This is a genomic window from Pseudomonas sp. PS1(2021) (assembly GCF_020405165.1).
Lineage (GTDB): Bacteria > Pseudomonadota > Gammaproteobacteria > Pseudomonadales > Pseudomonadaceae > Pseudomonas > Pseudomonas aeruginosa.
Genome location: NZ_CP084484.1, coordinates 2108380 through 2128447 on the forward strand (window position 1 = coordinate 2108380; position 20068 = coordinate 2128447).

Sequence of the window (20068 nt, forward strand, 5' to 3'; positions counted from 1 at the left end):
CTTTCGATATGCAGGTAGGGACATCTCCTTTCCACCGCACCGACCCCGGAGTTCCCATGCGCAATCTGGAAACCGCAACCCTGAAGCTGGGGATATTCCATCCCCACGACAGCCTGAGCCAGGCGCTGATCGCCGCCGCCTTGCAGCGGCAGATCGAAGTCAGCGCCTTGCAAGCCGACCTCAACAGCCTGCAGGCGCGCCCCGGGCTGCGCTGCAAGCCAGCCAGCCTGGCGTCGTCGATCGAGGTCAGCCAGGCGGCGGCCGGTCTCGACCTGCTGTTCGCGCCGTTGTCCGACTACGCCGCCGAAGCCTTGCCGCCGATCTGCGCCGCGCTGATCGATGGCGCCCTGCGCGCCGAGGTACCGCGCCTGTTCCTGCTTGGCCATTGGCAATGGCTAGTGGCGCCGCGCGATGCCGGCGAGGAGCAATTGGGTGCCGGGCTCGAGCGCAGCCTCACGGTCAGCGGCCTGGACTGGACGCTGGTGGAGGTCCCGAGCCTGCCCGCCGGCCTGCGCATCGACGATTTCAGCCGCGCCGGCGACGTCGCGGAAGTGGAGGCCGCCAGGGTGTTCGCCTGCGCCGAAGCGCTGCTCGACGAAGTCCGTCTCGGCCTGCACAAGCGCCAGTGCCTGCGCCTGGCGCCCTGAGGAGAACCCGCCATGTCCGGACCCGATACCCTCAGCCAGGCCTTCGGCACCCTGCTGCTGGCCCTGGCCTTCAGCGCCTTCATCGTTTTCGTTCGCGGCTACCGCCCGGGCGGGGTCAGCGGCGCCTGGTACGACCTGGTGCTCGCCTTCGTCGCGGTATGGCTGGCGTTCTGGCCCGAAGCCGGCGTACTCGCACGCTCGCCGAGCCTGGCCAATGCCCTGGGGTTGGTCTTGCAGGTCGGCGCTACCCTGCTCGGCTGCCTGCTTGGCTACGGGGTGGCAAGGGGATTGCGGCGGGCGATGCGGGAAACCCGGCAAAAAAGATCGGCTTCTTCGCCAACGAGCCGGCGAGGTTCCTAGAGGAAATATCGAGAAAATCCATATAACCATATGGGCGAAAAGCTCTTTCGAATGCCCATAAGGAGCGCCGAACGGGCTTTTCGCCCGTCATGATCGCACTCCGACATGAGCGTTCTGCACGACTTCTTGCATTCTGCATCCCGCGCCTCATGCGGGATACAGCTTATCCCGCAGATTCTGGATGTGGCCGGTATTTCATCGGCGCGGCGCCTATAGTTATCCCTACCGTTATACGTATCGACGGTTTCTCTCTGATTCAGGCTAATCCCGCTCCAGGGACGGAGTGGATCTTTTTCTTGCGCTTCGCGAACTGGGGAGACCTGACCAGATGAACCTTTCCTACCTGTACCTGAAGAAGATCCTCGAGGAGGAACTGCGCGACCACGACTGCCAGTGCCAACTGAACCCCGACTTCACGGTGACCATCAGTTGCCGCGTCGACGGCCCCCACGGCGCGCTCTACATCGTGCCCAACAGCGACTTCCTGAAGAGCAGCAGCTTCAGCGACCTCAGCGCCTTCATCCTCAACCTGCGCGAGGAAATCAGGCGCTTCGGCGAGTTCGAGGCGGAACTCCAGACCGGCACCGGCTGAGCCCCTCCCCCCTTCTTTTTCCCCCTCCCGCCGTCAGGGCTGCTGGTAGTGTCCCGGCGTGGTGCCCGGTTCATGGGTACGCTCCACCTTGCTGACCTGGATATCGCTGATCGCCTCGGCGTCGTGCGGTCGATGCAGTGCCTCCAAGTGGCGGCGGGCCTCCTCGCGGCGGAGGGTATCCGCCTCGCTGTGCAATTCGCAGGTCATCGGCTGGTCGTCGAGGATGTAGCTGATCAGGAACAGATGGCTGGCCATCGTCTCGCCCTCCTCTCTTCGATGGGCCCTGCGCCAGGCGCAGGGCCCATGGCTATCACGGCAGGTTCGGCGGCAGTTCGGCGTCCAGCGCAGCGTCCTGCCGCGAGTCGTCGCGCTGGCGCTCCTGCAGGCGCTGCAGGCGGCGGGTCAGGTGCTGCACCTCTTCGCGCAGCAACTGCAACTCTTCTCGCGGTTGATTGAGCAGGCCCTTGACATGGCAATGCCCACTCAACCCGCGGCTGACCAGCAGGCCGCCGGCGACCGCCTTGCAGGCGCCGGGCAAGCCACCGCGGGCCAGGCCGAAGCCGGCCAGGACCAGTCCGGCGCCGATGGAAGCGAGTCGCTCGCCGCGCTGCAGGTTGTGCGGCAGGCCATTGGCCGTCGAAGTCGGCAGGTATTCGTTCATGGAATTCTCCTTGCGTCGGTTATCGGTCAGGCTTCGTCGTCCGGCGGTTGCACGAGGAACTCGACCAGCGTCCGCCGGCAAGCCTCGATGCCCTCTTCCAGGACGATCTCGAAACCGTGGGTGTTCTCGGTCGGAATGCCGATGCAGCCGACCTGCGCGGCCTCGCCGTGGCTCAGCAGCGCGCTGGCGTCCGAGGCGAAGTCCACCAGCAGCGCCGCCTGCGGCTGGTACTGGCAGCGTTCGGCGGCGCGCAACAGGCGGTCGGTGACATGGCGGCTGTAATAACCCTTGGAGTCGCCGCTGTTGACGATCGGGTCGCGGCACAGCCGGGTGCCGTATTCGGCTACCGTTGGGCCGACTTCCACCGCGATGCTGATGTCGCCCGGCAGTCGGCGCGCGGTGAACAGCGCGCCGGCGTTACTCTCCTCCTCCATGGTGGTGAGCACCAGGTAGAGGTCGCCGTGCAACTCATCGCGGCGCCGGGCGATCTCGCGAGCCACGCCGAGCACGGCGAGCAGCGGTGCGCGGTCGTCGAGGAAGTGCGCGGCGACGCAATCCTGGAAGTACAACGGGCGCCGCCACAGACGGTTGAGCACCACGCGGGTACCCGGTCGCACGCCCAGGTTCGCCAGCTCCTCGGCGCTGCGCCGGGTGACCACGTGTACGTCGCGCCAGTGCACCGCGCCCGAGAGCACGTCGGAGCCCTGCGGCGACTCGCCGGTAGCATGCATGCTGCCGTAGGACAGCACGCCGTCGAGTACCGCCTCGCCGGCCAGGATCTGTACCGGACAGACGCCGAAGCTCACCGGCTGGGCGCCGCCGAGCGCCACTACGCGCAGGGTACCGTCGGCCTCGACGCGCTTGACGATCATGGCGATCTCGTCGAGGTGCGCGAGCAGCCGCACCGCGGCCCGCCGCGCCTGCTCGCGCGGCAGGTGCGGCGGGCTGATGCGCGCGACCAGGTTGCCGGCGGCATCGCTGCCGACCTCGTCGCAACAGCCCTCGAGTTCCCGCTGGCAGATGGCCCTGACCTCGTCTTCCTGGCCACCGGGGCCACGTGCCAGCAGGAGTTCCTCGAGCAAGGCGCGGTCTTCTTCGCGCATGCCTCAGGCCGCCCGTTTTTCCAGGCGCGCTTTCAGCTCTTTCTTGTGCTGCTGCATGGCCTGGCCGAGTTGCTTGAGGGCGGCGGCGTCGAGCAATTGCCGGGCGCGCGGGAATAGTTCGCCCTCTTCCTCCTCGATGTGGTGTTCGAGGAGTTCCTTGAGCACCTTGACCCGGCCGGCGAACTGCACGGTATCCGGGCGGGTGCGCTTGAGGTCGGGAAGGACCAGGGAATCCACCGTGCGGTGTTCCTCCTTGGCCTCGTAGTACATTTTCAGCTCTTCCTTGCCGCCGCTTTCCCTGATCGCCGGATAGAAGATGTCTTCCTCGATGGCGGTGTGCAGCACCAGTTCCAGCTCCAGCCTGCCCAGCAGCTCGCTGCGCTTCTTCAGCGCCCGTTCGGTGGTCTCGCTGAGTTCGTTGAGCAGTTTCTTCACGGTCTCGTGGTCATGGACCAGCAATTCGATGGCGTTCATGGTCGCTCCTCATCGGTTTGTTATCCGAGTGCTCCGGCACTCTCTCTGGCTGAGCGCGCGTTCCTCCGCCGAGTTCAGTCGCGAGGACGGGCGGTCGCCGCACGCGGGCCGGCGACCGCCCAGATCAGCACGCCGAGCACCGGCAGCACCGCGATCAGCAACGACCACAGGGCTTTCGAATTCACGCTGCGATCGCTGCGGAACACGCTGACGAAGGCCCACAGGTCGTAGAAACCCACCAGCGTGGCCAGGCCGATGAGCAGGAAAGCCAGGGACTGGCTCATGGCGCGCTCCTCCTCGCGGGGTCGGCTCAGGCGCGGGCGTCGCGCAGGGCTCGGACCCGGTCGTGGTGACGGAGTACGCCCTGGTATTGGCGCTCGATCACCTGGTGGATCTCCGCCGGCAGCGATTTTTCCAGCGCCGCCTGGTAGCGGTGCTTGGCGACATCCTCGCCGCGCTCGCATTCGTTGAGCACCGCCTCTTCGTCCTTGCCGGTGACCAGTGACTTCAGGTCGACCCAGCGCCGATGCAGGTCACCGGCGAAACTGGTGCTGTCCTTGGGTTTGCCACCCAGTTCCAGGACGATCCGCTCCAGCTCGTCGGCGGCCGCGGCGCAGTCGCGGCTCTGCTCCAGCATCGCCGCCTTCAACTGCGGGTCGCGCAGGTCCTCGGCGCAGGCGTGGAAACCGGCCTCGCCATCCTTGCTGGTTTGCAGCAGGTCGTTGAGTACGTCGAGGGTGTCGTCGAGGTTGGTCTGGTTCATTTCGCTCTCCTTGGCCCGGAGCTGTCCGGGATTTCTCGCGTCTGTCGGCGCCGGCGCCTGCCGGCACGGAACGTGGGCAGCAACCAGCACCCACGGAAGGTGGGAGGCTCGCCGTCGCGGAGCGTTCAGAAAGCCGGATGGATGGTGGCGTAGGCCGGGGTGATGCTGAGACGTTCGCCGACCACCATCTCGGTGATCCAGTCCACCAGGATCGAGGTATAGGCGTCCTGCGCCGCCTCGCTGCTGAGCGCATGGTCGGCGTGGTCGATGATCCGGTGGGTCAGCGAATGGGTCTGCTGGAAGGCGGCGCGGAAACTCATGATGGTCGAGTGCGGCACATAGCTGTCGAACTCCGACTCCACCAGCAGCACATCGCCGCGGAATCCCGCGCAGGCCTGCAGGGCTCGGTTGCTGGCGGCCGGGATCAGGCTGCTGCGGTATTCGCTGAGATCCTCGCGGTCGAGCAGCAGCTTGGGCGTCAGCCAATCCTCGTCGCGGTAGATCGCCGGCACCCGCAAGGCCAGCCAGCGCACCGCGCGCAACTGGCTGAGGATCGCCGCCAGGTAGCCGCCATAGCTGGTGCCGACCACCGCGATCGCCTCGCTGTCGATGGCCGGGTGGGCCACCAGCCGGTCGTAGGCGGCGAGCAGGTCCTGCAGGTTGTCCTCGCGCGTCACCAGCGCCTGGCGCCCGCTTTCCGCGCCGTGGCCGCGCAGGTCGAAGGTCAGGCACACGCAGCCGAGCCCGGCGATGCCCTGGGCGCGCTTCAGGTCGCGCTGCTGGCTGCCGCCCCAGCCGTGCACGAAGAGCACGCCGGGAACCTTCGCCCGGGGGCTGAGGAAGGTGCCTTCGATCCGGTCGTCGCCGACCCCGATGCGGATGCGTTCGCTGTTCGCCGTCATGCCTCCCCCGTCATCGCATACTTGAGCAGGAAGTCGCCGTGTTCGTCGGGACCGCGGTAGATCACCCGGCTGTTGTCCGGCAGGCGCTTGTCTTCGTGGATCTCGAACGACGCGGCGCGCACCGCGGGCAGCCCCGGATCGGCGCGGAAGGCTTCCAGCGCGGCGATCTCGGCGCTGCTCGCGCCGCCGACCCGCCAGGACTGCTCGAGCACGCCGAAGCGCTCCCGACCGTTGCCGTCCCGGCCCTGGGCAATGTCGTAGTTGCGCCGCGAGGCGAAGCAGCCGGGGAAGAAGATCGCCGCGGCGGTGTCGAAGATCCGCGCGTACTCGATGGCCTGGCGCACCTCACGGGCCAGGTCCAGGGCCAGCAGCTCGGCGTAGCCACCGCGCGCCACCAGCAGGTCGGAGCCGGCATAGACCAGTTCGCCGCGCGCGTTGCGGGTCTGGTGCTGGTGACCGTGGTAGCTCAGCAGGAAACCGTTGACCCGGAGCTGGCCGACGCTGTGGGTGACGATGCTCTCCAGGTTGGCTTCCAGTACCAGGCCCTGCGCCAACTGACGCTCCTCCAGCCCGCCGAGCCAAGCGTCCAGTTCGTCGAGGTCGTGCGCCACGTACTGGCCGAGGCCGCCACAGGCCTCCGCCAGCTTGGCCCGCACCGGTCCTTCGGCGAGCATGCGAGCGCCGGCGCGGTGTGCGTCGGCCAGGCTGAAGACGCTGACGCCGTTGAGCACGACGTCGCGGACCTTCTCCGCGAACAGCGGGTTCCAGCCTTCCGGCGCCACGCCGCCGCGCGGCAGCGGATGGACGATGGCCTTGCCGGCGATGAACGCGTGCTCGACGAAACCGCCGAGCAGATCTTCGTCACTGTTCACGCCCAGGCGCACGGCGGTCTCCCTGCCGACCAGGGTGCGGGTCGGGACCAGGTAGAGGGGGCCTCGCTGGTGCAATTCGGGTTCGTAGCGGCCGCCGAACTCCAGCTTCTGGACTTCCGCCAGCCAGCGCGCCAGGGCCAGGTTGCCCTGCACTTCGTGTTCGGCGGCCGCGGGATCGACACTATGGGCCACCACCAGTCTCTGCCGAGGGTCTGCGCTCATGTTCCGCTCCTCCTGGATGGAAACCGGGCATTCAGGGCTCCGGTATGGGCGAGAGGGGCTCTTCGTTGGGCTGTTCCATCGGAATCTCTTCCGGGAATTCCTGGGGGACGTGGCTTTCGTGGTCAGGAACCGGATATTCGTCCGGATCCCTCGAGGGGTTGCGTGGAGTGGTCGCTGTCGCGCCCGATGATGCAGAAGTGGGAAAACGCATGTCCGCCTCCATCGTAGGGATGACTTCTAGATGGAGGGGGCGAAGACGGATTTGGTTCGGACCATGCGTCGGAAGGCCGGGTCGGCGACTGACCGACCCGGAGCTGAAACAGCCTGCTCAGCGAGCCAGGCTCATGGTACGCAGCTTGCCGCCGGCGACCAGGACCTTGCGATGAGTGAGATGCTGGTTGTCGCTGTCGCGGAACGTGAGCAGGTCGATGCGCTTGCGGAAATAGTCGCTGTCGCGCGTCTGCAACGGCCCCTGGTCGATGATCAGGTCCCGGCGGATGCGTTCCAGCACCTGGTTCAGCAACAGCGGGCTGCTCTGCTCCTGGCCGGAGATCGCCCGGCTCATCAGGCGCTTGCCCTGGTTATTACGCAAGGTCACCAGCAACGCGCCGTCAGGGCGAGGTTCGCAACTGACGCGCACATCCTTGAAATGCTCTTCCAGGTACTCAACCACGTTTTCATCGGTGTCTAGCATTGCTGGCCTCCTGTCTCATCAGATTCTTTGACGCCGGTAATCAGGCGCATCCCTTTCGAGCAGAAGGCGTACCAATTCTTCTTGAAAATTAATTTCTTATAAATCAATAGGTTGAAAAACAAAGCGGCGAATTGATATTTGCAATTTGCAAGAAAGCCCCTGCCGAGCCTTGCATTCGGCAACCCGTTGCGCCCGTCGTCTCGCCGGCAACCCCCTGGCGCGGCTTCTCGCAAGCCGAGCCACCGGTAAAAAAAACTAAACTTCCGGCGCTCCCCTCCGGTCACCCCTAGCAAGGACTTCGCCCATGCCACGGCGCGACGGAGTCCGATCGACCAACGCCAAGGACAACGTACGACCGGAGGATGACATGGGACATTCTGTTGCAGGCGTTTGCCTGGAAGAACCCGCGGTACTGACCGCTTTTCCGTCGCTGCTGCACCCGCAGGACCCGCCGCAACAGAGGGATCGGATACTCTTCGTTACCGCCGAGCTCAGCGATTTCGTCAAGGTCGGCGGACTCGGCGACTTTTCCGCCGCGCTGCCGAGGGTCCTCAAGCGCGAGCATTCGGTGCGAGTCCTGCTGCCCGGCTATCGCCAGGTGCTGGAGCGCTGCCGCGACTTGCGGATCATCGGCAGCCTGCCCGGCCGGGCGGCGATCCCGCCCTGCGAGATCGGCCTGGTGACCCTCGACGACGGCCTGGAAGTCATGCTGGTGCTCTGCCCGCTGCTCTACGAGCGCGAGGGTACGCCGTACATGGACGACCAGGGCAACGACTGGCCGGACAACCACCTGCGCTTCGCCCGCCTGTGCCTGGCCGCCGCCGAGATCGCCGGTGGACGCGGCGCCCAGGGCTGGCAACCGGGCCTGGTGCACGCCAACGACTGGCCGTCGGCGCTGACGCCGGCCTACATGGCCTGGAACGGCGTGCGCACGCCGAGCCTGTTTACCATCCACAACCTCGCCTACCAGGGCCTCTGCGACCTGCAATGCAGCGCCGAACTGGGCCTCCCCGACGAAGCGCTGAGCCACGAAAGCATGGAGTTCCACGGGCGCCTGTCGTTCCTCAAGGCCGGCATCGCCCATGCCCACCACATCACCACGGTGAGCGAGACCTACGCCCAGGAAATCACTACCCCGGAATACGGCTGCGGCCTGCACGGCATCCTCAAGTACAAGGTCGAGAAGCGTCAGCTCAGCGGCATCGTCAACGGTATCGACGATAGCTGGCAGCCGCACTGCGATCCGCACCTGGTGGCCTGCTTCAGCGCCCGCCAATGGGCCGGCAAGCGCGCCAACACGCGCTACGTGGAGGAGCGTTTCGGCCTGGAGCCGGGCAAGGGGCCGCTGTTCGCGGTGGTCTCGCGCCTGGTGCAGCAGAAAGGCATCGACCTGACCCTGGAGATCAGCGATGCCCTGCTCCAGGCCGGCGGCCGTCTGGTCAGCATCGGCCGTGGCGAGCCGAACCTGGAGAAGGCCATGCTCGAACTCGCCCGGCGTCATCCCGGCCAGGTCGGCGTGCACATCGGTTTCGACGAGACCGAGGCCCGCCGTATCTACGCCGGCAGCGACTTCCTGCTCATGCCCTCGCGTTATGAGCCCTGCGGGCTCAGTCAGCTCTATGCGCAATGCTTCGGCTCGCTGCCGATCGCGCGCTGCACCGGCGGCCTCGCCGATACCATCGTCGACGGCGTCACCGGCTTCCTGTTCCGTGAGGAAACCGCGCAGAGCTACCTCGATGCGGTGATGCGCGCGATCAACGTCTACCACTGTCCCTCGCTGCTCAACGCCATGCGCTGCAAGGCGATGGCCGCGCCGATGTTCTGGAGCGACTCGGTGGAGCCTTACAACCGCCTGTACCGGCGCCTGTTGAGGAATACCGCTCCGGCCCTGCGCGGGGTACGCCAGTGATGGCGATCCGGCGCCGCTTCGGCGCCCAGTTCCAAGGCAACGGCCGGACCTGCTTCGGCCTCTGGGCTCCGGACGCCCGTGAGGTCCGGGTCGAGACCGCCGACGGCCGCGACTGGCCGCTGGAAGGCAGCGACAGCGGCTGGTTCGAGGCGACCCTGCCCTGTCCGCCCGGCACCCGCTACCGTTACCGCATCGATGGTCGCCCCGGGGTGCCGGACCCGGCCTCGCAGTTCCAGCCCGACGGCGTGCATGGACACAGCCAGGTGCTGGACCATGGCGCCTACGCCTGGCGCGTCGACGAGTGGCGCGGGCGGCCCTGGCACGAAGCGGTGATCTACGAGCTGCACGTCGGCCTGTTCGGCTCCTACGCCGAGGTCGAGCACTTCCTTCCGCGCCTGGTGGAACTGGGCGTGACCGCCGTGGAGCTGATGCCACTGGGCGAGTTTCCCGGTCGCCGCAACTGGGGCTACGACGGCGTGCTGCCGTTCGCCCCGGCGTCGGCCTACGGCACGCCCGAGCAACTCAAGCATCTGATCGACAGCGCTCACGGCATGGGCCTGATGGTCTTCGTCGACGTGATCTACAACCACTTCGGCCCGGACGGCAACTACCTCGCGCAGTACGCCGCCGCGTTCTTCCGCGACGACCGGCAGACGCCCTGGGGCCAGGCCATCGATTTCCGTCGCGGCGAAGTCCGCGAGTTCTTCTATGAGAACGCCCTGATGTGGCTGCTCGACTATCGCGTCGACGGCCTGCGCTTCGATGCCGTGCACGCGATTCCCGATAGCGCGTTCCTCGTCGAGATGGCCCGCCGCCTGCGCGGCGCCGCCGGCCCCGAGCGCCATGTGCACCTGGTCCTGGAGAACGACGACAACCGCGCCAGCCTGCTGCGCCAGGGCTACGACGCACAGTGGAACGACGATGGCCACCATGCGCTGCACGTCCTGCTCACCGGCGAGAACGACGGCTACTACCAGGACTACCCCGAGCCGCTACGCTGCCTGGCGCGCTGCCTGGCCGAAGGCTTCGTCTACCAGGGCGAAGCCAACCGCCACGGCCGGCCGCGCGGCGAACCGAGTGCCGACCTGGCGCCGGACGCCTTCGTGCTGTTTCTGCAAAACCACGACCAGGTCGGCAACCGCGCCTTCGGCGAGCGTCTCAGCGTCCTCGCCGAACCCCAGGCGTTGCGCCTGGCGATAGCGCTGCAACTGCTCGCGCCGATGATTCCGCTGCTGTTCATGGGCGAGGAATGCGCCGCGCGCGAACCGTTCCTGTATTTCACCGATCACCAGGGCGAACTGGCGGACGCGGTCCGCGAGGGACGACGCAAGGAGTTCGGCGAGTTCGGCCGCTTCGGCGAGGGCGCCACCCTGGCTTCGCTCCCCGACCCAAACGCGGTGGAGACCTTCGAGCGCTCGCGTCCCGGCCTGGCCGATTGCGACCCGGCCTGGCGCGGCTTCTACCGGCAACTGCTGGAAATCCGTCATGAACACCTGATCCCGCGCCTGCGCGGCGCCCGTTCGCTGGGCGTTACCACCATCGCCGGCGCCGCGCTGTCGGCGCGCTGGCGACTCGGTGACGGCAGTGACTGGCGAATCGACTTCAACCCTTCTCCGCTCGAAGCGGAAGTCGAGCCGCCGGCGGCCGCCACCTGGGTGCTGTTCCTCGACAACCTCGCCTGTGCCGAGTATCGCCGCGGCCGCCTAAGTCCCCGCAGCATCGCGGTCAGCCTGGAGCCCGCCCATGAGTGACGCACGCCTGGCCGAACTGGCCGCCGCCGTGGGCCTGCAACTCGACTGGCAGGACGCCAACGGACGGCCGCAGCGGGTCGACCCGGAGGTCCAGCGCGGCCTGCTGGAAGCACTCGGCTATCCGGCGCAGAGTCCGCAACAGATCGAACAGAGCCTGGCCGCGCTGGCCCGGCTGCGCGAGGACAGCGCCAACCTCGGACTGCTGGTCGGCGAATGCGGCCAGCCGCTGGAGCAAGCGCTCGGCCCCGCCGGCACCCCGGGCGAACTGGTCTACGAGGACGGCACGCGGATCGCCCTGCGCCTGGACGCCGAAGGCCGCCTGCCGGCGCAGGCCCGCAGCGGCTATGCGCAGCTGTCGCTGGAGCAACGGGAATGGGCGGTGGCGATGGCACCGCCGAGCTGCCCGTCCCTGGCCAGCCTCGCCCCGGGTCGCTCGCGTCGCTGGGGTCTGGCCGCCCAGGTCTATGCCCTGCGCCGCCCCGGCGACGGCGGCCTGGGCGACAGCGCCGCCCTCGAGGACCTGCTGCGCAGCGCCGCGCGGCATGGCGCCGACGCGCTGGCGATCAGCCCGCTGCACGCCCTGGCCGAGGCCAACGGACATGCCTACAGCCCCTACTCGCCGTCCAGCCGGCTGTTCTTCAATGTCCTGCACGCCGCGCCGGCGACCATTCTCGGCGCGGCGGCGGTGGAACAGGCGATCCGTCGCGCCGGCCTGGCCGCGGAGATGGCCCGCCTGGAGAGCCTGGAGCTGATCGACTGGACAGCGGCGGCGGACCTGCGCATGCGCCTGCTGCGCCAACTCCACCGCGACTTCACCGAGCGCGCCAGTCCCTTGCGCCACGACCTCGCCGAATTCCGCCGCGAAGCCGGCGAGGCCCTGCTGCACCACTGCCGCTTCGAGACCCTGCAGGCGCACCTGGGCGCCGGCCCCGACTGGAGACGCTGGCCGGAGCCGCTGCGCCGCCCCGGCGAGCCGGCGGTGGCCGCGTTCTGCGCCGATCACGCCGAGGAAGTGGACTTCCGCGCCTTCGGCCAGTGGCTGACCCAACGCTGCCTGCAACATGCCCAGCGCCAGGCGCGCGAGGCCGGGATGGCCATCGGCCTGGTCGCCGACCTGGCGGTGGGCGCCGATGGCGGCGGCAGCCAGGCCTGGTCGCGGCAGGAAGAGCTGCTCGCCGAAGTGAATGTCGGCGCGCCGCCGGACATCCTCAACCAGTCCGGACAGGACTGGGACGTTTCCGCGTTCAATCCCGAAGGCCTGCGCCGCCACGGCTACCGGGCATTCCGCGAGATGCTGCGGGCCAACCTGGCCTGGCCCGGAGGGCTACGCATCGACCATGTGATGGGCCTGCAACGTCTCTGGCTAATCCCGCGCGGCCAGCCGCCCCACGCCGGCGCCTACCTGCGCTACCCGCAACGCGAGCTGCTGCGCCTGCTGGCGCTGGAGGCCAGTCGCGCCTCGGCGCTGGTCATCGGCGAGGACCTCGGCACCGTGCCCGAAGGCCTGCGCGAGGAACTGGCACGCCGCCAAGTGCTGGGTACCCGCGTGCTGCTCTTCGAGCGGCGCGGCGAACGCTTCGTGCCCCCGGCGCAATGGCCGGCGGACGCCATGGCCACCACCAGCACCCACGACCTGCCGAGCCTGTCCGGCTGGTGGCGGGGCCGGGACATCCACTGGCGCGGCCGCGCCGGACACCGCAGCGCCGAGGAATGCGCGGCCGACCTGGAACTGCGCGCCGAGGAGCGCCGGGCCCTGGCCGCCAGCCTTGAACCGCCGGTCGATCCCGACCCCGCCGCCGAAGTACCGCTGGACGCCTGCATCGGCTATGTCGGGGCAACCCCCGCGCCGTTGGTGCTACTGCCCCTGGAGGACGCCCTGGGCAGCCTGGAGCAGCCGAACCTGCCCGGCCCCGGCGACGCCCACCCGAACTGGCGGCGGCGCTGGCCGGAAAACGCCGCGCAGATGCTCGGAACGCCGCAGGTCGACCGGCGCCTGCGCCTGCTCGAACGCAGCCGCCGGGATGCCGAGGAGGCCGCCCATGATTGAGCCCCGCGCTACCCTGCGCCTGCAATTCCACGCCGGCTTCACCCTCGACGATGCCCTGCCCTGGCTGGACTATTTCGCCGACCTGGGCATCAGCCATCTCTACGCCTCGCCGCTGTTCCGCGCGCGGCCCGGCTCCAGCCACGGCTACGACGTGGTCGACCCGACCCGGATCAATCCGGAACTGGGCGGCGAGCCGGCGCTGCTGCGCCTGATCCAGGGGCTGCGGCAACGCGGCATGGGCCTGCTCATGGACATAGTGCCGAACCACATGGGCATCGGCGGCGGCGCCAATCCCTGGTGGCAGGACGTGCTCGAATGGGGGCGCGAGAGTCCCTACGCGAGTTTCTTCGACATTCAGTGGGAATCCCACGACGCCGCGTTGCGCGGCCAGGTGCTGCTGCCGTTCCTGCGCAGCGACTACGGCGAGGTCCTGGCTGCCGGGGAGATCGGCCTGAGCCTGGACCGCGAGGCCGGCCGCCTGCTGGCGAGCCACGGCGAGCAGCGCTTCCCCCTCTGGCCGGGCAGTTACCCGGAGCTGCTGGAAGACAGCGGCGAGCCGCGCCTGTCAGCCCTGGCCGGCGGTTTCCGCGAGTGCCGGCAGGACCGCGAGGCCTTGCGCGAGATGCAGCGTCAACTGGCGGCTGCGCTCGCCGAGAGCGCTCCGCGCGCAGCCCTCCAGCGCACGCTGGGCGAACTCCAGGAACGCCACGAGGAGGCTCGCCAACGCCTGCACCGCCTGCTCGAGGCGCAGCACTACCGCCTGGCCAGTTGGCGCACCGCGGCGGACGACATCAACTGGCGCCGTTTCTTCGACATCAGCGAACTGGTCGGCCTGCGGGTCGAGCGCGGCGAGGTGTTCGAGGCCGTGCACGGCAAGGTCTTCCAGTTGCTCGAGGACGGTCTGCTCGATGGCCTGCGCATCGATCACGTCGACGGCCTGGCCGATCCGCGCGGCTATTGCCGACGCCTGCGCCGCCGCAGCGAGCGGATCCGCGCCCGTCGCGGCGGCGCGCCGATGCTGCTGTACGTTGAGAAGATCCTCGGTGGCGAGGAGCGCCTGCCCGAGGATTGGCTGTGCGACGGCACCACCGGCTACGACTTCATGAACCAGGTCAGCCTGTTGCAGCACGATCCGCGCGGCGAACGACCGTTGCGCGAACTCTGGCAGCGGGTCAGCGGACGCCCGGAGGCGTTTCTCGACGAGGTCTACCAGGCTCGCCAACTGGTCCTGGCGGGAAGCCTCGCCGGTGACCTGGAGAACCTCGCCCAGGGTCTTTTGCGGGTGGCGCGGGCCGACCTGGCCAGCCGCGACCTGACCCTGGGCGGTATCCGCCGCGCGCTGTTCCAGTTGCTCGCGCGCTTTCCGGTCTACCGTACCTACGCCGGGGCCTGCGGTCGCTCGGTGCAGGATCGCGAGGTGTTCCGCTATGCCGCAGAGGCGGCCCGCGAGGATCTCGACGAAGCCGACCGGGCGGTCCTCGACCATCTCGAACGCTGGCTCGGCGGGCAGCCGCTGCGCGAGCTGCCGCCCGGTCCGCTGCGGCGCCTGCGCGGCGAGTTGCTGGCGCGCTTCCAGCAGTTGAGTTCGCCGACCGCAGCCAAGGCCGTGGAGGATACCGCCTGCTATCGCTCGGCGGCCCTGCTCTCGCGCAACGACGTCGGCTTCGACCCGCAGCGCTTCGCCGCTTCCGCCGAGGAATTCCATGCCGCCTGCGAAGCCAGGCGCCTGGCCAGCCCGCGCGCCCTGCTGGCCACCGCCAGCCATGACCACAAGCGCGGCGAGGACGCCCGCGCCCGTCTTGCGGCGCTCAGTGAACTGGCGCCCTGGTTCGCGCGTAACGTCGAGCACTGGCAAAGCCTGGCCACGCCGTTGCGCCGCGACCTCGCCGAGGGGCCGGCGCCGAGTCCCGGCGACGAGCTGATCCTGTTCCAGGCCCTGCTCGGCAGTTGGCCGCTCGACGCGCCTTGCGACGGCGCCGCCCTGGACCAAGCGTTCCTCGCGCGGATGCGCGAATGGCAATGCAAGGCCTTGCGCGAAGCCAAGCTGCGCACGCGCTGGACCGCGCCCGACGAAGACTACGAGCGCGCCTGCGCCGACTATCTGGAACAGCTCCTGCGCGCGCCGCTGGCCCAGGCCCTGCGCCAGTCGCTGGGCAACGCGGCGGCGCGACTGATGCCGGCCGGGGCCCTGAATGGCCTCGCCCAATGCCTGCTGCGCCTGACCTGCCCGGGTATCCCCGATCTCTACCAGGGGCGCGAGGACTGGGACTTCAGCCTGGTCGACCCGGACAACCGGAGGCCGGTGGACTTCGCCCGGCACGCCGCCGCCCTGGCCGCGCCGACGCCCTTCCCGGAACTGCTGGAGCACTGGCGCGACGGTCGCATCAAGCAGACCCTGATCGCCCGCGTGCTGGGGCTGCGGCGGATGCAGCCGGGCCTGTTCCGCGACGGCGACTACCTGCCCCTGGAGGTCAGCGGCGAGCATGCCGAGCGGGTCCTGGCCTTCGCCCGGCGCAGTCGTCACGGTTGCCTGCTGGTGGTGGTCCCGCGCCTGGCCTGCGCCCTGCTCGGCCACGCCACGCAGCCGCAGGTGCCGGCCGAGGCCTGGGGCGACACCTGCCTGCTGCTGCCGCCGAGTCTCTCCGAATGCACCTACAGCGGCCTGTTTTCCACCATGCCGCTGCCCAGCGACGGGCACCTGAGCCTGTCCGAAGTGCTCGCCGACTTTCCCGTCAACCTGCTTTACCGCCTCGCCCAGGAGGACACCCCATGAGCGCCGACGAAAAACGCATACGAGAGTTCGCCTACCAGATCTGGGAATCCGAGGGCTGCCCCGACGGCCAGGCCGAACGCCACTGGGCCATGGCCCGGCAACTGGCCGAAGCGGAAGCCGCCGCGGCGGCACCGAAGAAGACCCGCGGTCGGGCCAAGGCCGCCAAGGAAACCCCGGCCCTGCTGCAAGCGCCGGCCGCCAAGCCGCGCAAGCCGAGGGCCGCGTCCCCGGCGCGGCCCGCCAGCGAAAAACCGGCGGCGGCCAAGCCGCGCAGCCGCCGCAAGCCCGAAGCGGGCGAATGAGGAGTCCAGTGCATGAGCAGAAAGCGTAGCCCCGCCCCTTCGCGGATCAGCGAAGGGCACCCCTTCCCCCTTGGCGCCACCTGGGACGGCCTCGGCGTCAATTTCGCGCTGTTCTCGGCCCACGCGACCAAGGTCGAGCTGTGCCTGTTCGACGCGCGCGGGGAAAAGGAGATCGAGCGCATCGAATTGCCCGAGTACACCGACGAGATCTGGCACGGCTACCTGCCCGACGCCCACCCGGGGCAGATCTACGGCTACCGGGTGCACGGTCCCTACGAGCCGGATGCCGGCCACCGCTTCAATCCCAACAAATTGCTCCTCGATCCCTACGCCAAGCAGTTGGTCGGCCGCCTGCGCTGGTCCGAGGCGCTGTTCGGCTACACCATCGGCTCGGCCGACGCCGACCTCAGCTTCGACGAGCGCGACAGCGCGCCCTTCGTGCCCAAGTCGAAGGTCATCGATCCGGCCTTCACCTGGGCCGAGCGCCCGCCGGTACGCGTCCCCTGGGACCGCACGGTGATCTACGAAGCCCACCTGCGCGGCCTCAGCATGCGCCATCCACAGGTCCCGGAGGCGGTTCGCGGGACCTTCGCCGGGCTGATGAACGCCGACCTGCTGGCGCACATCCGCCGGCTCGGGGTGACCAGCGTCGAGCTGCTGCCGATCCACGGCTTCGTCGACGACAAGCACCTGCTGGAAAACGGCATGAGCAACTACTGGGGCTACAACAGCATCGCCTTCTTCGCCCCGCACCCGGCCTACCTCGCCAGCGGCCAGGTCAACGAGTTCAAGGAGATGGTCGCGCACCTCCACGACGCCGGACTGGAGCTGATCCTCGACGTGGTCTACAACCACACCGCGGAAGGCAACGAGCTGGGTCCGACCCTGTGCATGCGCGGCATCGACAACGCCTCGTACTACCGCCTGATGCCCGACCAGCGCCGCTACTACATCAACGATTCCGGCACCGGCAACACCCTCGACCTCAGCCACCCCTGCGTGTTGCAGATGGTCACCGACTCGCTGCGCTACTGGGCCACGGAGATGCGCGTGGACGGCTTCCGCTTCGACCTGGCGACCATCCTCGGCCGCCATCCGGACGGTTTCGACGAGCGCCACGGCTTCCTCGTCGCCTGCCGCCAGGACCCGGTGCTGAGCAAGTGCAAGCTGATCGCCGAACCCTGGGATTGCGGCCCCGGCGGCTACCAGGTAGGCGGCTTCCCGCCCGGCTGGGCGGAATGGAACGACCGTTTCCGCGATTGCGTGCGCGCCTACTGGCGCGGCGACGACGGCATGCTGCCGGAACTGGCGCGACGCCTAACCGCCTCCGGCGATCTCTACGACCAGCGTGGACGGCGGCCCTACGCGTCGGTGAACTTCGTCACCGCCCACGACGGTTTCACCCTGCGCGACGTGGTTTCCTACGATCACAAGCACAACGAGGCCAACGGCGAGAACAACGCCGACGGCAGCGACCACAACCTGTCCTGGAACCACGGCTGCGAGGGCCCCACCGACGACCCGGAGATCCGCGCCCTGCGCCTGCGCCAGATGCGCAACCTGCTGTCCACCCTGCTGCTGTCCCAGGGCACCCCGATGCTGGTCGCCGGCGACGAGTTCAGCCGCACCCAGCAAGGCAACAACAATGTCTATTGCCAGGACAACGAACTGGGCTGGATCGACTGGCGGCTGGACGACGAGGGCCGTTCGCTGCTGGCCTTCACCCAGCGCCTGCTGGCCCTGCGCCAACGCTATCCGATCCTGCGCAGGGGGCGCTTCCTGGTCGGCGAGTACAACGAGGCGCTGGGTGTCAAGGACGTCACCTGGCTGGCGCCCGGCGGCGAGGAGATGACCGAGGAACATTGGCACGACGAGCATGCCCGCTGTCTCGGCGTGCTCCTCGATGGCCGCGCGCAACCCACCGGGATCCTGCGCAGCGGTGAGGATGCCACCCTGCTGCTGATCCTCAATGCCTACCACGACGCGGTGTCCTTCCGTCTTCCCGAGGTGGCCGAGGGCAGCGGCTGGACCTGCCTGCTGGATACCCAACGGCCGGAGGACCCGCTCGGCGAACGCTACCCGTTCGCCAGCGAGTTCCTGGTCGGCGGCCGCAGTTTCCTGCTGTTCGAGCTACAACCGCCGGGCGCCGGAGCGGAAGGATGAACGGCGGGGAAAAAAGCTGAACCGCCCCCGGCACCTCCAGTCGGAACCTGTAGGTGCCGCACGCGGCGCCCGCACATCCACCCTACACAGGAGGACAGCATGAAGATCAGCGACATCATGACCCGCAACGTCCAGGTCGCCGACCCGCAGCAGAGCATCCGCGAGGCGGCCGCCACCATGGCGAGGATCGACAGCGGCGCCCTGCTGGTCGGCGAAGGCGACCGCCTGGTCGGGATGATCACCGATCGCGACATCGCCATCCGCGCGGTGGCCGGCGGCCTGTCCGGGGATACCCCGCTGGGCCGCATCATGAGCGGCGACATCCACTATTGCTTCGAAGACGAAGACGTCCAGCACGTGGCCCGCAACATGGCCGACATCCAGATGCGCCGCCTGCCGGTGCTCAACCGCGAGAAGCGGCTGGTCGGCGTGGTTTCCCTGGGCAACATCGCCAGCTGCCGCGACCAGGCCTCCAGCGCCACCGTCCTGCAGGGCGTCGCCCAGGCCCACTACTGAGCCTTTCTTCCACCCGGCCCGCCTTTGCCGTTCCGGCCGAGGCCGGGCCCCAACCGGGAGAACGCCATGAAAGCCGTGGTATTCCATGACATCGGCGACATCCGCCTGGAAGACGTGGCGGAGCCGCGCCTGCAGGAACCCACCGACGCCATCGTGCGGCTGACCGCCTCGGCGATCTGCGGCACCGACCTGCACTTCGTCCGTGGCAGCGTCGGCGGCATGCGTCCGGGAACCATCCTCGGCCATGAGGGCGTGGGCATCGTCGAGGCGCTCGGCGACGAAGTGCGCAACCTGCAGGTCGGCGACCGGGTGGTGATTCCCTCGACCATCGCCTGCGGCAATTGCGTGTATTGCCGAGCCGGCTACTACGCCCAGTGCGACGTCGCCAACCCCGGCGGCAGCCAGGCCGGCACCGCGTTCTTCGGCGGCCCCCGGGCCAACGGCGGCTTCCATGGGCTGCAAGCCGAGAAAGCGCGGATTCCCTATGCCAACATCGGCCTGATCCGCCTGCCCAGCAGCATCAGCGACGACCAGGCGATACTCCTGTCGGACATCTTCCCCACCGGTTACTTCGGCGCCGAACTGGCCGGTATCGCCCCCGGCAACACCGTCGCCGTGTTCGGCTGCGGTCCGGTGGGCCAGTTCGCCATCGCCAGCGCGTTGCTCCTCGGCGCCGCCCGGGTGTTCGCCATCGACCGCCACCCGGACCGCCTGCACATGGCCCGCCAGCAAGGCGCCGAAGTGATCGACTTCGAGCGCGAGGATCCGGTCCAGGCCCTGCGCTGGCTGACCGCCGGGATCGGCGTGGACCGCGCCATCGACGCCGTCGGCGTGGACGCCGAGCACAGCCATGGCACCGCCACCCCGGCGCCGCGCCAGGAGGGCACCAGCTGGAGTCCCGGCAACGCCCCCGCACAGGCCCTGGAGTGGGCGGTGCAGGGCCTGGCCAAGGCCGGCACCCTGTCGATCATCGGCGTCTACGCCGAAGACTCGCGGCAGTTTCCCATCGGCCTGGCGATGAACCGCAACCTGACCATCCGCATGGGCAACTGCCACCACCGCAAGTACATTCCGCTGCTGCTCGAACATGTGCTCAGCGGACGCATCGACCCGGCGAAGATCCTCACCCAGGTGAAGCCGATCGGCGACGCCATCGAGGCCTTCGAAGCCTTCGACCGCCGCGAGACCGGCTGGATCAAGGTCGAACTGGTGCCGCAGAAGCGCCAGGTCGAGGGCAGCGAGGAACGCCTCGACGAACGCGCGGTGGACGAACTGGCGCGCCGGCCGACGCCGGAAAGCGGCGCCCGGGGGTGATGC

At 68.6% G+C, this 20068-nt stretch carries 20 protein-coding genes; 11 read left to right on the forward strand and 9 right to left on the reverse strand.

The window, feature by feature from the left end:
- The first annotated feature begins 56 nt into the window (after window positions 1-56).
- The 3 genes from LE197_RS09850 to LE197_RS09860 all read left to right on the forward strand — a co-directional run bounded on the left by LE197_RS09850 (window position 57) and on the right by LE197_RS09860 (window position 1599).
- Window positions 57-647, forward strand: a complete 591-nt coding sequence (locus LE197_RS09850; protein ID WP_003088985.1) for a hypothetical protein — start codon at window positions 57-59, stop codon at window positions 645-647.
- 12 nt (window positions 648-659) lie between these two features.
- Entirely contained in the window at window positions 660-1007 is a 348-nt protein-coding gene (locus LE197_RS09855) for a hypothetical protein (RefSeq protein WP_003088982.1), read from the forward strand.
- Between the two features lie 283 nt (window positions 1008-1290).
- The gene (locus tag LE197_RS09860) at window positions 1291-1599 is read left to right on the forward strand and encodes a hypothetical protein (RefSeq protein WP_003144276.1); all 309 of its coding nucleotides are present in this window, start codon (window positions 1291-1293) and stop codon (window positions 1597-1599) included.
- A gap of 33 nt (window positions 1600-1632) precedes the next feature.
- Here LE197_RS09860 and LE197_RS09865 read toward each other — a convergent pair whose 3' ends face one another.
- From LE197_RS09865 to LE197_RS09905, 9 genes are all read right to left on the reverse strand, one after another.
- Window positions 1633-1854, reverse strand: coding sequence for a hypothetical protein (locus LE197_RS09865; protein WP_023109214.1), 222 nt, complete (start codon window positions 1852-1854; stop codon window positions 1633-1635).
- Window positions 1855-1909: 55 nt separating this feature from the next.
- Entirely contained in the window at window positions 1910-2260 is a 351-nt protein-coding gene (locus LE197_RS09870) for a DUF2892 domain-containing protein (RefSeq protein WP_003144278.1), read from the reverse strand.
- Between the two features lie 26 nt (window positions 2261-2286).
- Window positions 2287-3363, reverse strand: a complete 1077-nt coding sequence (locus tag LE197_RS09875) for a hypothetical protein (RefSeq protein ID WP_003123476.1) — start codon at window positions 3361-3363, stop codon at window positions 2287-2289.
- 3 nt (window positions 3364-3366) lie between these two features.
- On the reverse strand, window positions 3367-3837 hold the full coding sequence (locus tag LE197_RS09880; RefSeq protein ID WP_003113663.1) for a hemerythrin domain-containing protein: 471 nt from the start codon (window positions 3835-3837) through the stop codon (window positions 3367-3369).
- Window positions 3838-3911: 74 nt separating this feature from the next.
- On the reverse strand, window positions 3912-4121 hold the full coding sequence (locus LE197_RS09885; RefSeq protein WP_003113662.1) for a PLD nuclease N-terminal domain-containing protein: 210 nt from the start codon (window positions 4119-4121) through the stop codon (window positions 3912-3914).
- A 26-nt stretch (window positions 4122-4147) separates the two neighbouring features.
- Window positions 4148-4600, reverse strand: coding sequence for a PA2169 family four-helix-bundle protein (locus LE197_RS09890; RefSeq protein ID WP_003113661.1), 453 nt, complete (start codon window positions 4598-4600; stop codon window positions 4148-4150).
- A gap of 125 nt (window positions 4601-4725) precedes the next feature.
- Window positions 4726-5502 (reverse strand): alpha/beta hydrolase family protein, encoded by a 777-nt coding sequence (locus tag LE197_RS09895; protein ID WP_003113660.1) that lies wholly within the window; start codon window positions 5500-5502, stop codon window positions 4726-4728.
- Window positions 5499-6596 carry a DUF3182 family protein gene (locus tag LE197_RS09900; protein ID WP_003088961.1) on the reverse strand — a complete coding sequence of 366 codons (1098 nt, stop codon included), beginning with the start codon at window positions 6594-6596 and terminating at the stop codon, window positions 5499-5501. Before LE197_RS09900 ends, LE197_RS09895 begins: the two co-directional genes overlap by 4 nt.
- A 328-nt stretch (window positions 6597-6924) precedes the next feature.
- Window positions 6925-7290 carry a DUF3509 domain-containing protein gene (locus LE197_RS09905; RefSeq protein WP_003113659.1) on the reverse strand — a complete coding sequence of 122 codons (366 nt, stop codon included), beginning with the start codon at window positions 7288-7290 and terminating at the stop codon, window positions 6925-6927.
- Window positions 7291-7657: 367 nt separating this feature from the next.
- On the opposite strand from LE197_RS09905, the gene glgA reads away from it, so the two are divergent.
- The 8 genes from glgA to LE197_RS09945 all read left to right on the forward strand — a co-directional run bounded on the left by glgA (window position 7658) and on the right by LE197_RS09945 (window position 20065).
- A complete protein-coding gene (gene glgA, locus LE197_RS09910; protein WP_003115521.1) occupies window positions 7658-9199 on the forward strand; it encodes a glycogen synthase GlgA in 1542 nt (513 codons plus the stop codon).
- Window positions 9199-10950: a malto-oligosyltrehalose trehalohydrolase gene (treZ, locus tag LE197_RS09915; RefSeq protein WP_003120182.1), complete on the forward strand. Its 1752-nt coding sequence runs from the start codon at window positions 9199-9201 to the stop codon at window positions 10948-10950. Before glgA ends, treZ begins: the two co-directional genes overlap by 1 nt.
- Window positions 10943-12997: a 4-alpha-glucanotransferase gene (gene malQ, locus LE197_RS09920; protein WP_003144284.1), complete on the forward strand. Its 2055-nt coding sequence runs from the start codon at window positions 10943-10945 to the stop codon at window positions 12995-12997. Before treZ ends, malQ begins: the two co-directional genes overlap by 8 nt.
- On the forward strand, window positions 12990-15770 hold the full coding sequence (locus tag LE197_RS09925; protein WP_003144285.1) for a malto-oligosyltrehalose synthase: 2781 nt from the start codon (window positions 12990-12992) through the stop codon (window positions 15768-15770). The genes malQ and LE197_RS09925 overlap by 8 nt, the downstream gene beginning before the upstream one ends.
- A complete protein-coding gene (locus LE197_RS09930) occupies window positions 15767-16072 on the forward strand; it encodes a DUF2934 domain-containing protein (RefSeq protein WP_003113653.1) in 306 nt (101 codons plus the stop codon). Before LE197_RS09925 ends, LE197_RS09930 begins: the two co-directional genes overlap by 4 nt.
- 12 nt (window positions 16073-16084) lie before the next feature.
- Window positions 16085-18235 (forward strand): glycogen debranching protein GlgX, encoded by a 2151-nt coding sequence (gene glgX, locus LE197_RS09935; protein WP_003113651.1) that lies wholly within the window; start codon window positions 16085-16087, stop codon window positions 18233-18235.
- A 99-nt stretch (window positions 18236-18334) separates the two neighbouring features.
- Complete coding sequence (locus tag LE197_RS09940) at window positions 18335-18751, forward strand: CBS domain-containing protein (RefSeq protein ID WP_003088942.1); 417 nt, start codon at window positions 18335-18337, stop codon at window positions 18749-18751.
- A 66-nt stretch (window positions 18752-18817) separates the two neighbouring features.
- A complete protein-coding gene (locus tag LE197_RS09945) occupies window positions 18818-20065 on the forward strand; it encodes a zinc-dependent alcohol dehydrogenase (RefSeq protein ID WP_003088939.1) in 1248 nt (415 codons plus the stop codon).
- Window positions 20066-20068 lie beyond the last annotated feature (3 nt).

Bases quoted from the DNA above. Each gene is read 5' to 3' on its own strand.
- LE197_RS09850 (WP_003088985.1), top strand. From the start codon at position 57: ATGCGCAATCTGGAAACCGCAACCCTGAAGCTGGGGATATTCCATCCC.
- LE197_RS09855 (WP_003088982.1), top strand. From the start codon at position 660: ATGTCCGGACCCGATACCCTCAGCCAGGCCTTCGGCACCCTGCTGCTG.
- LE197_RS09865 (WP_023109214.1), bottom strand. From the start codon at position 1,854: ATGGCCAGCCATCTGTTCCTGATCAGCTACATCCTCGACGACCAGCCG.
- LE197_RS09870 (WP_003144278.1), bottom strand. From the start codon at position 2,260: ATGAACGAATACCTGCCGACTTCGACGGCCAATGGCCTGCCGCACAAC.
- LE197_RS09875 (WP_003123476.1), bottom strand. From the start codon at position 3,363: ATGCGCGAAGAAGACCGCGCCTTGCTCGAGGAACTCCTGCTGGCACGT.
- LE197_RS09880 (WP_003113663.1), bottom strand. From the start codon at position 3,837: ATGAACGCCATCGAATTGCTGGTCCATGACCACGAGACCGTGAAGAAA.
- LE197_RS09885 (WP_003113662.1), bottom strand. From the start codon at position 4,121: ATGAGCCAGTCCCTGGCTTTCCTGCTCATCGGCCTGGCCACGCTGGTG.
- LE197_RS09890 (WP_003113661.1), bottom strand. From the start codon at position 4,600: ATGAACCAGACCAACCTCGACGACACCCTCGACGTACTCAACGACCTG.
- LE197_RS09895 (WP_003113660.1), bottom strand. From the start codon at position 5,502: ATGACGGCGAACAGCGAACGCATCCGCATCGGGGTCGGCGACGACCGG.
- LE197_RS09900 (WP_003088961.1), bottom strand. From the start codon at position 6,596: ATGAGCGCAGACCCTCGGCAGAGACTGGTGGTGGCCCATAGTGTCGAT.
- LE197_RS09905 (WP_003113659.1), bottom strand. From the start codon at position 7,290: ATGCTAGACACCGATGAAAACGTGGTTGAGTACCTGGAAGAGCATTTC.
- glgA (WP_003115521.1), top strand. From the start codon at position 7,658: ATGGGACATTCTGTTGCAGGCGTTTGCCTGGAAGAACCCGCGGTACTG.
- treZ (WP_003120182.1), top strand. From the start codon at position 9,199: ATGGCGATCCGGCGCCGCTTCGGCGCCCAGTTCCAAGGCAACGGCCGG.
- malQ (WP_003144284.1), top strand. From the start codon at position 10,943: ATGAGTGACGCACGCCTGGCCGAACTGGCCGCCGCCGTGGGCCTGCAA.
- LE197_RS09925 (WP_003144285.1), top strand. From the start codon at position 12,990: ATGATTGAGCCCCGCGCTACCCTGCGCCTGCAATTCCACGCCGGCTTC.
- LE197_RS09930 (WP_003113653.1), top strand. From the start codon at position 15,767: ATGAGCGCCGACGAAAAACGCATACGAGAGTTCGCCTACCAGATCTGG.
- glgX (WP_003113651.1), top strand. From the start codon at position 16,085: ATGAGCAGAAAGCGTAGCCCCGCCCCTTCGCGGATCAGCGAAGGGCAC.
- LE197_RS09940 (WP_003088942.1), top strand. From the start codon at position 18,335: ATGAAGATCAGCGACATCATGACCCGCAACGTCCAGGTCGCCGACCCG.
- LE197_RS09945 (WP_003088939.1), top strand. From the start codon at position 18,818: ATGAAAGCCGTGGTATTCCATGACATCGGCGACATCCGCCTGGAAGAC.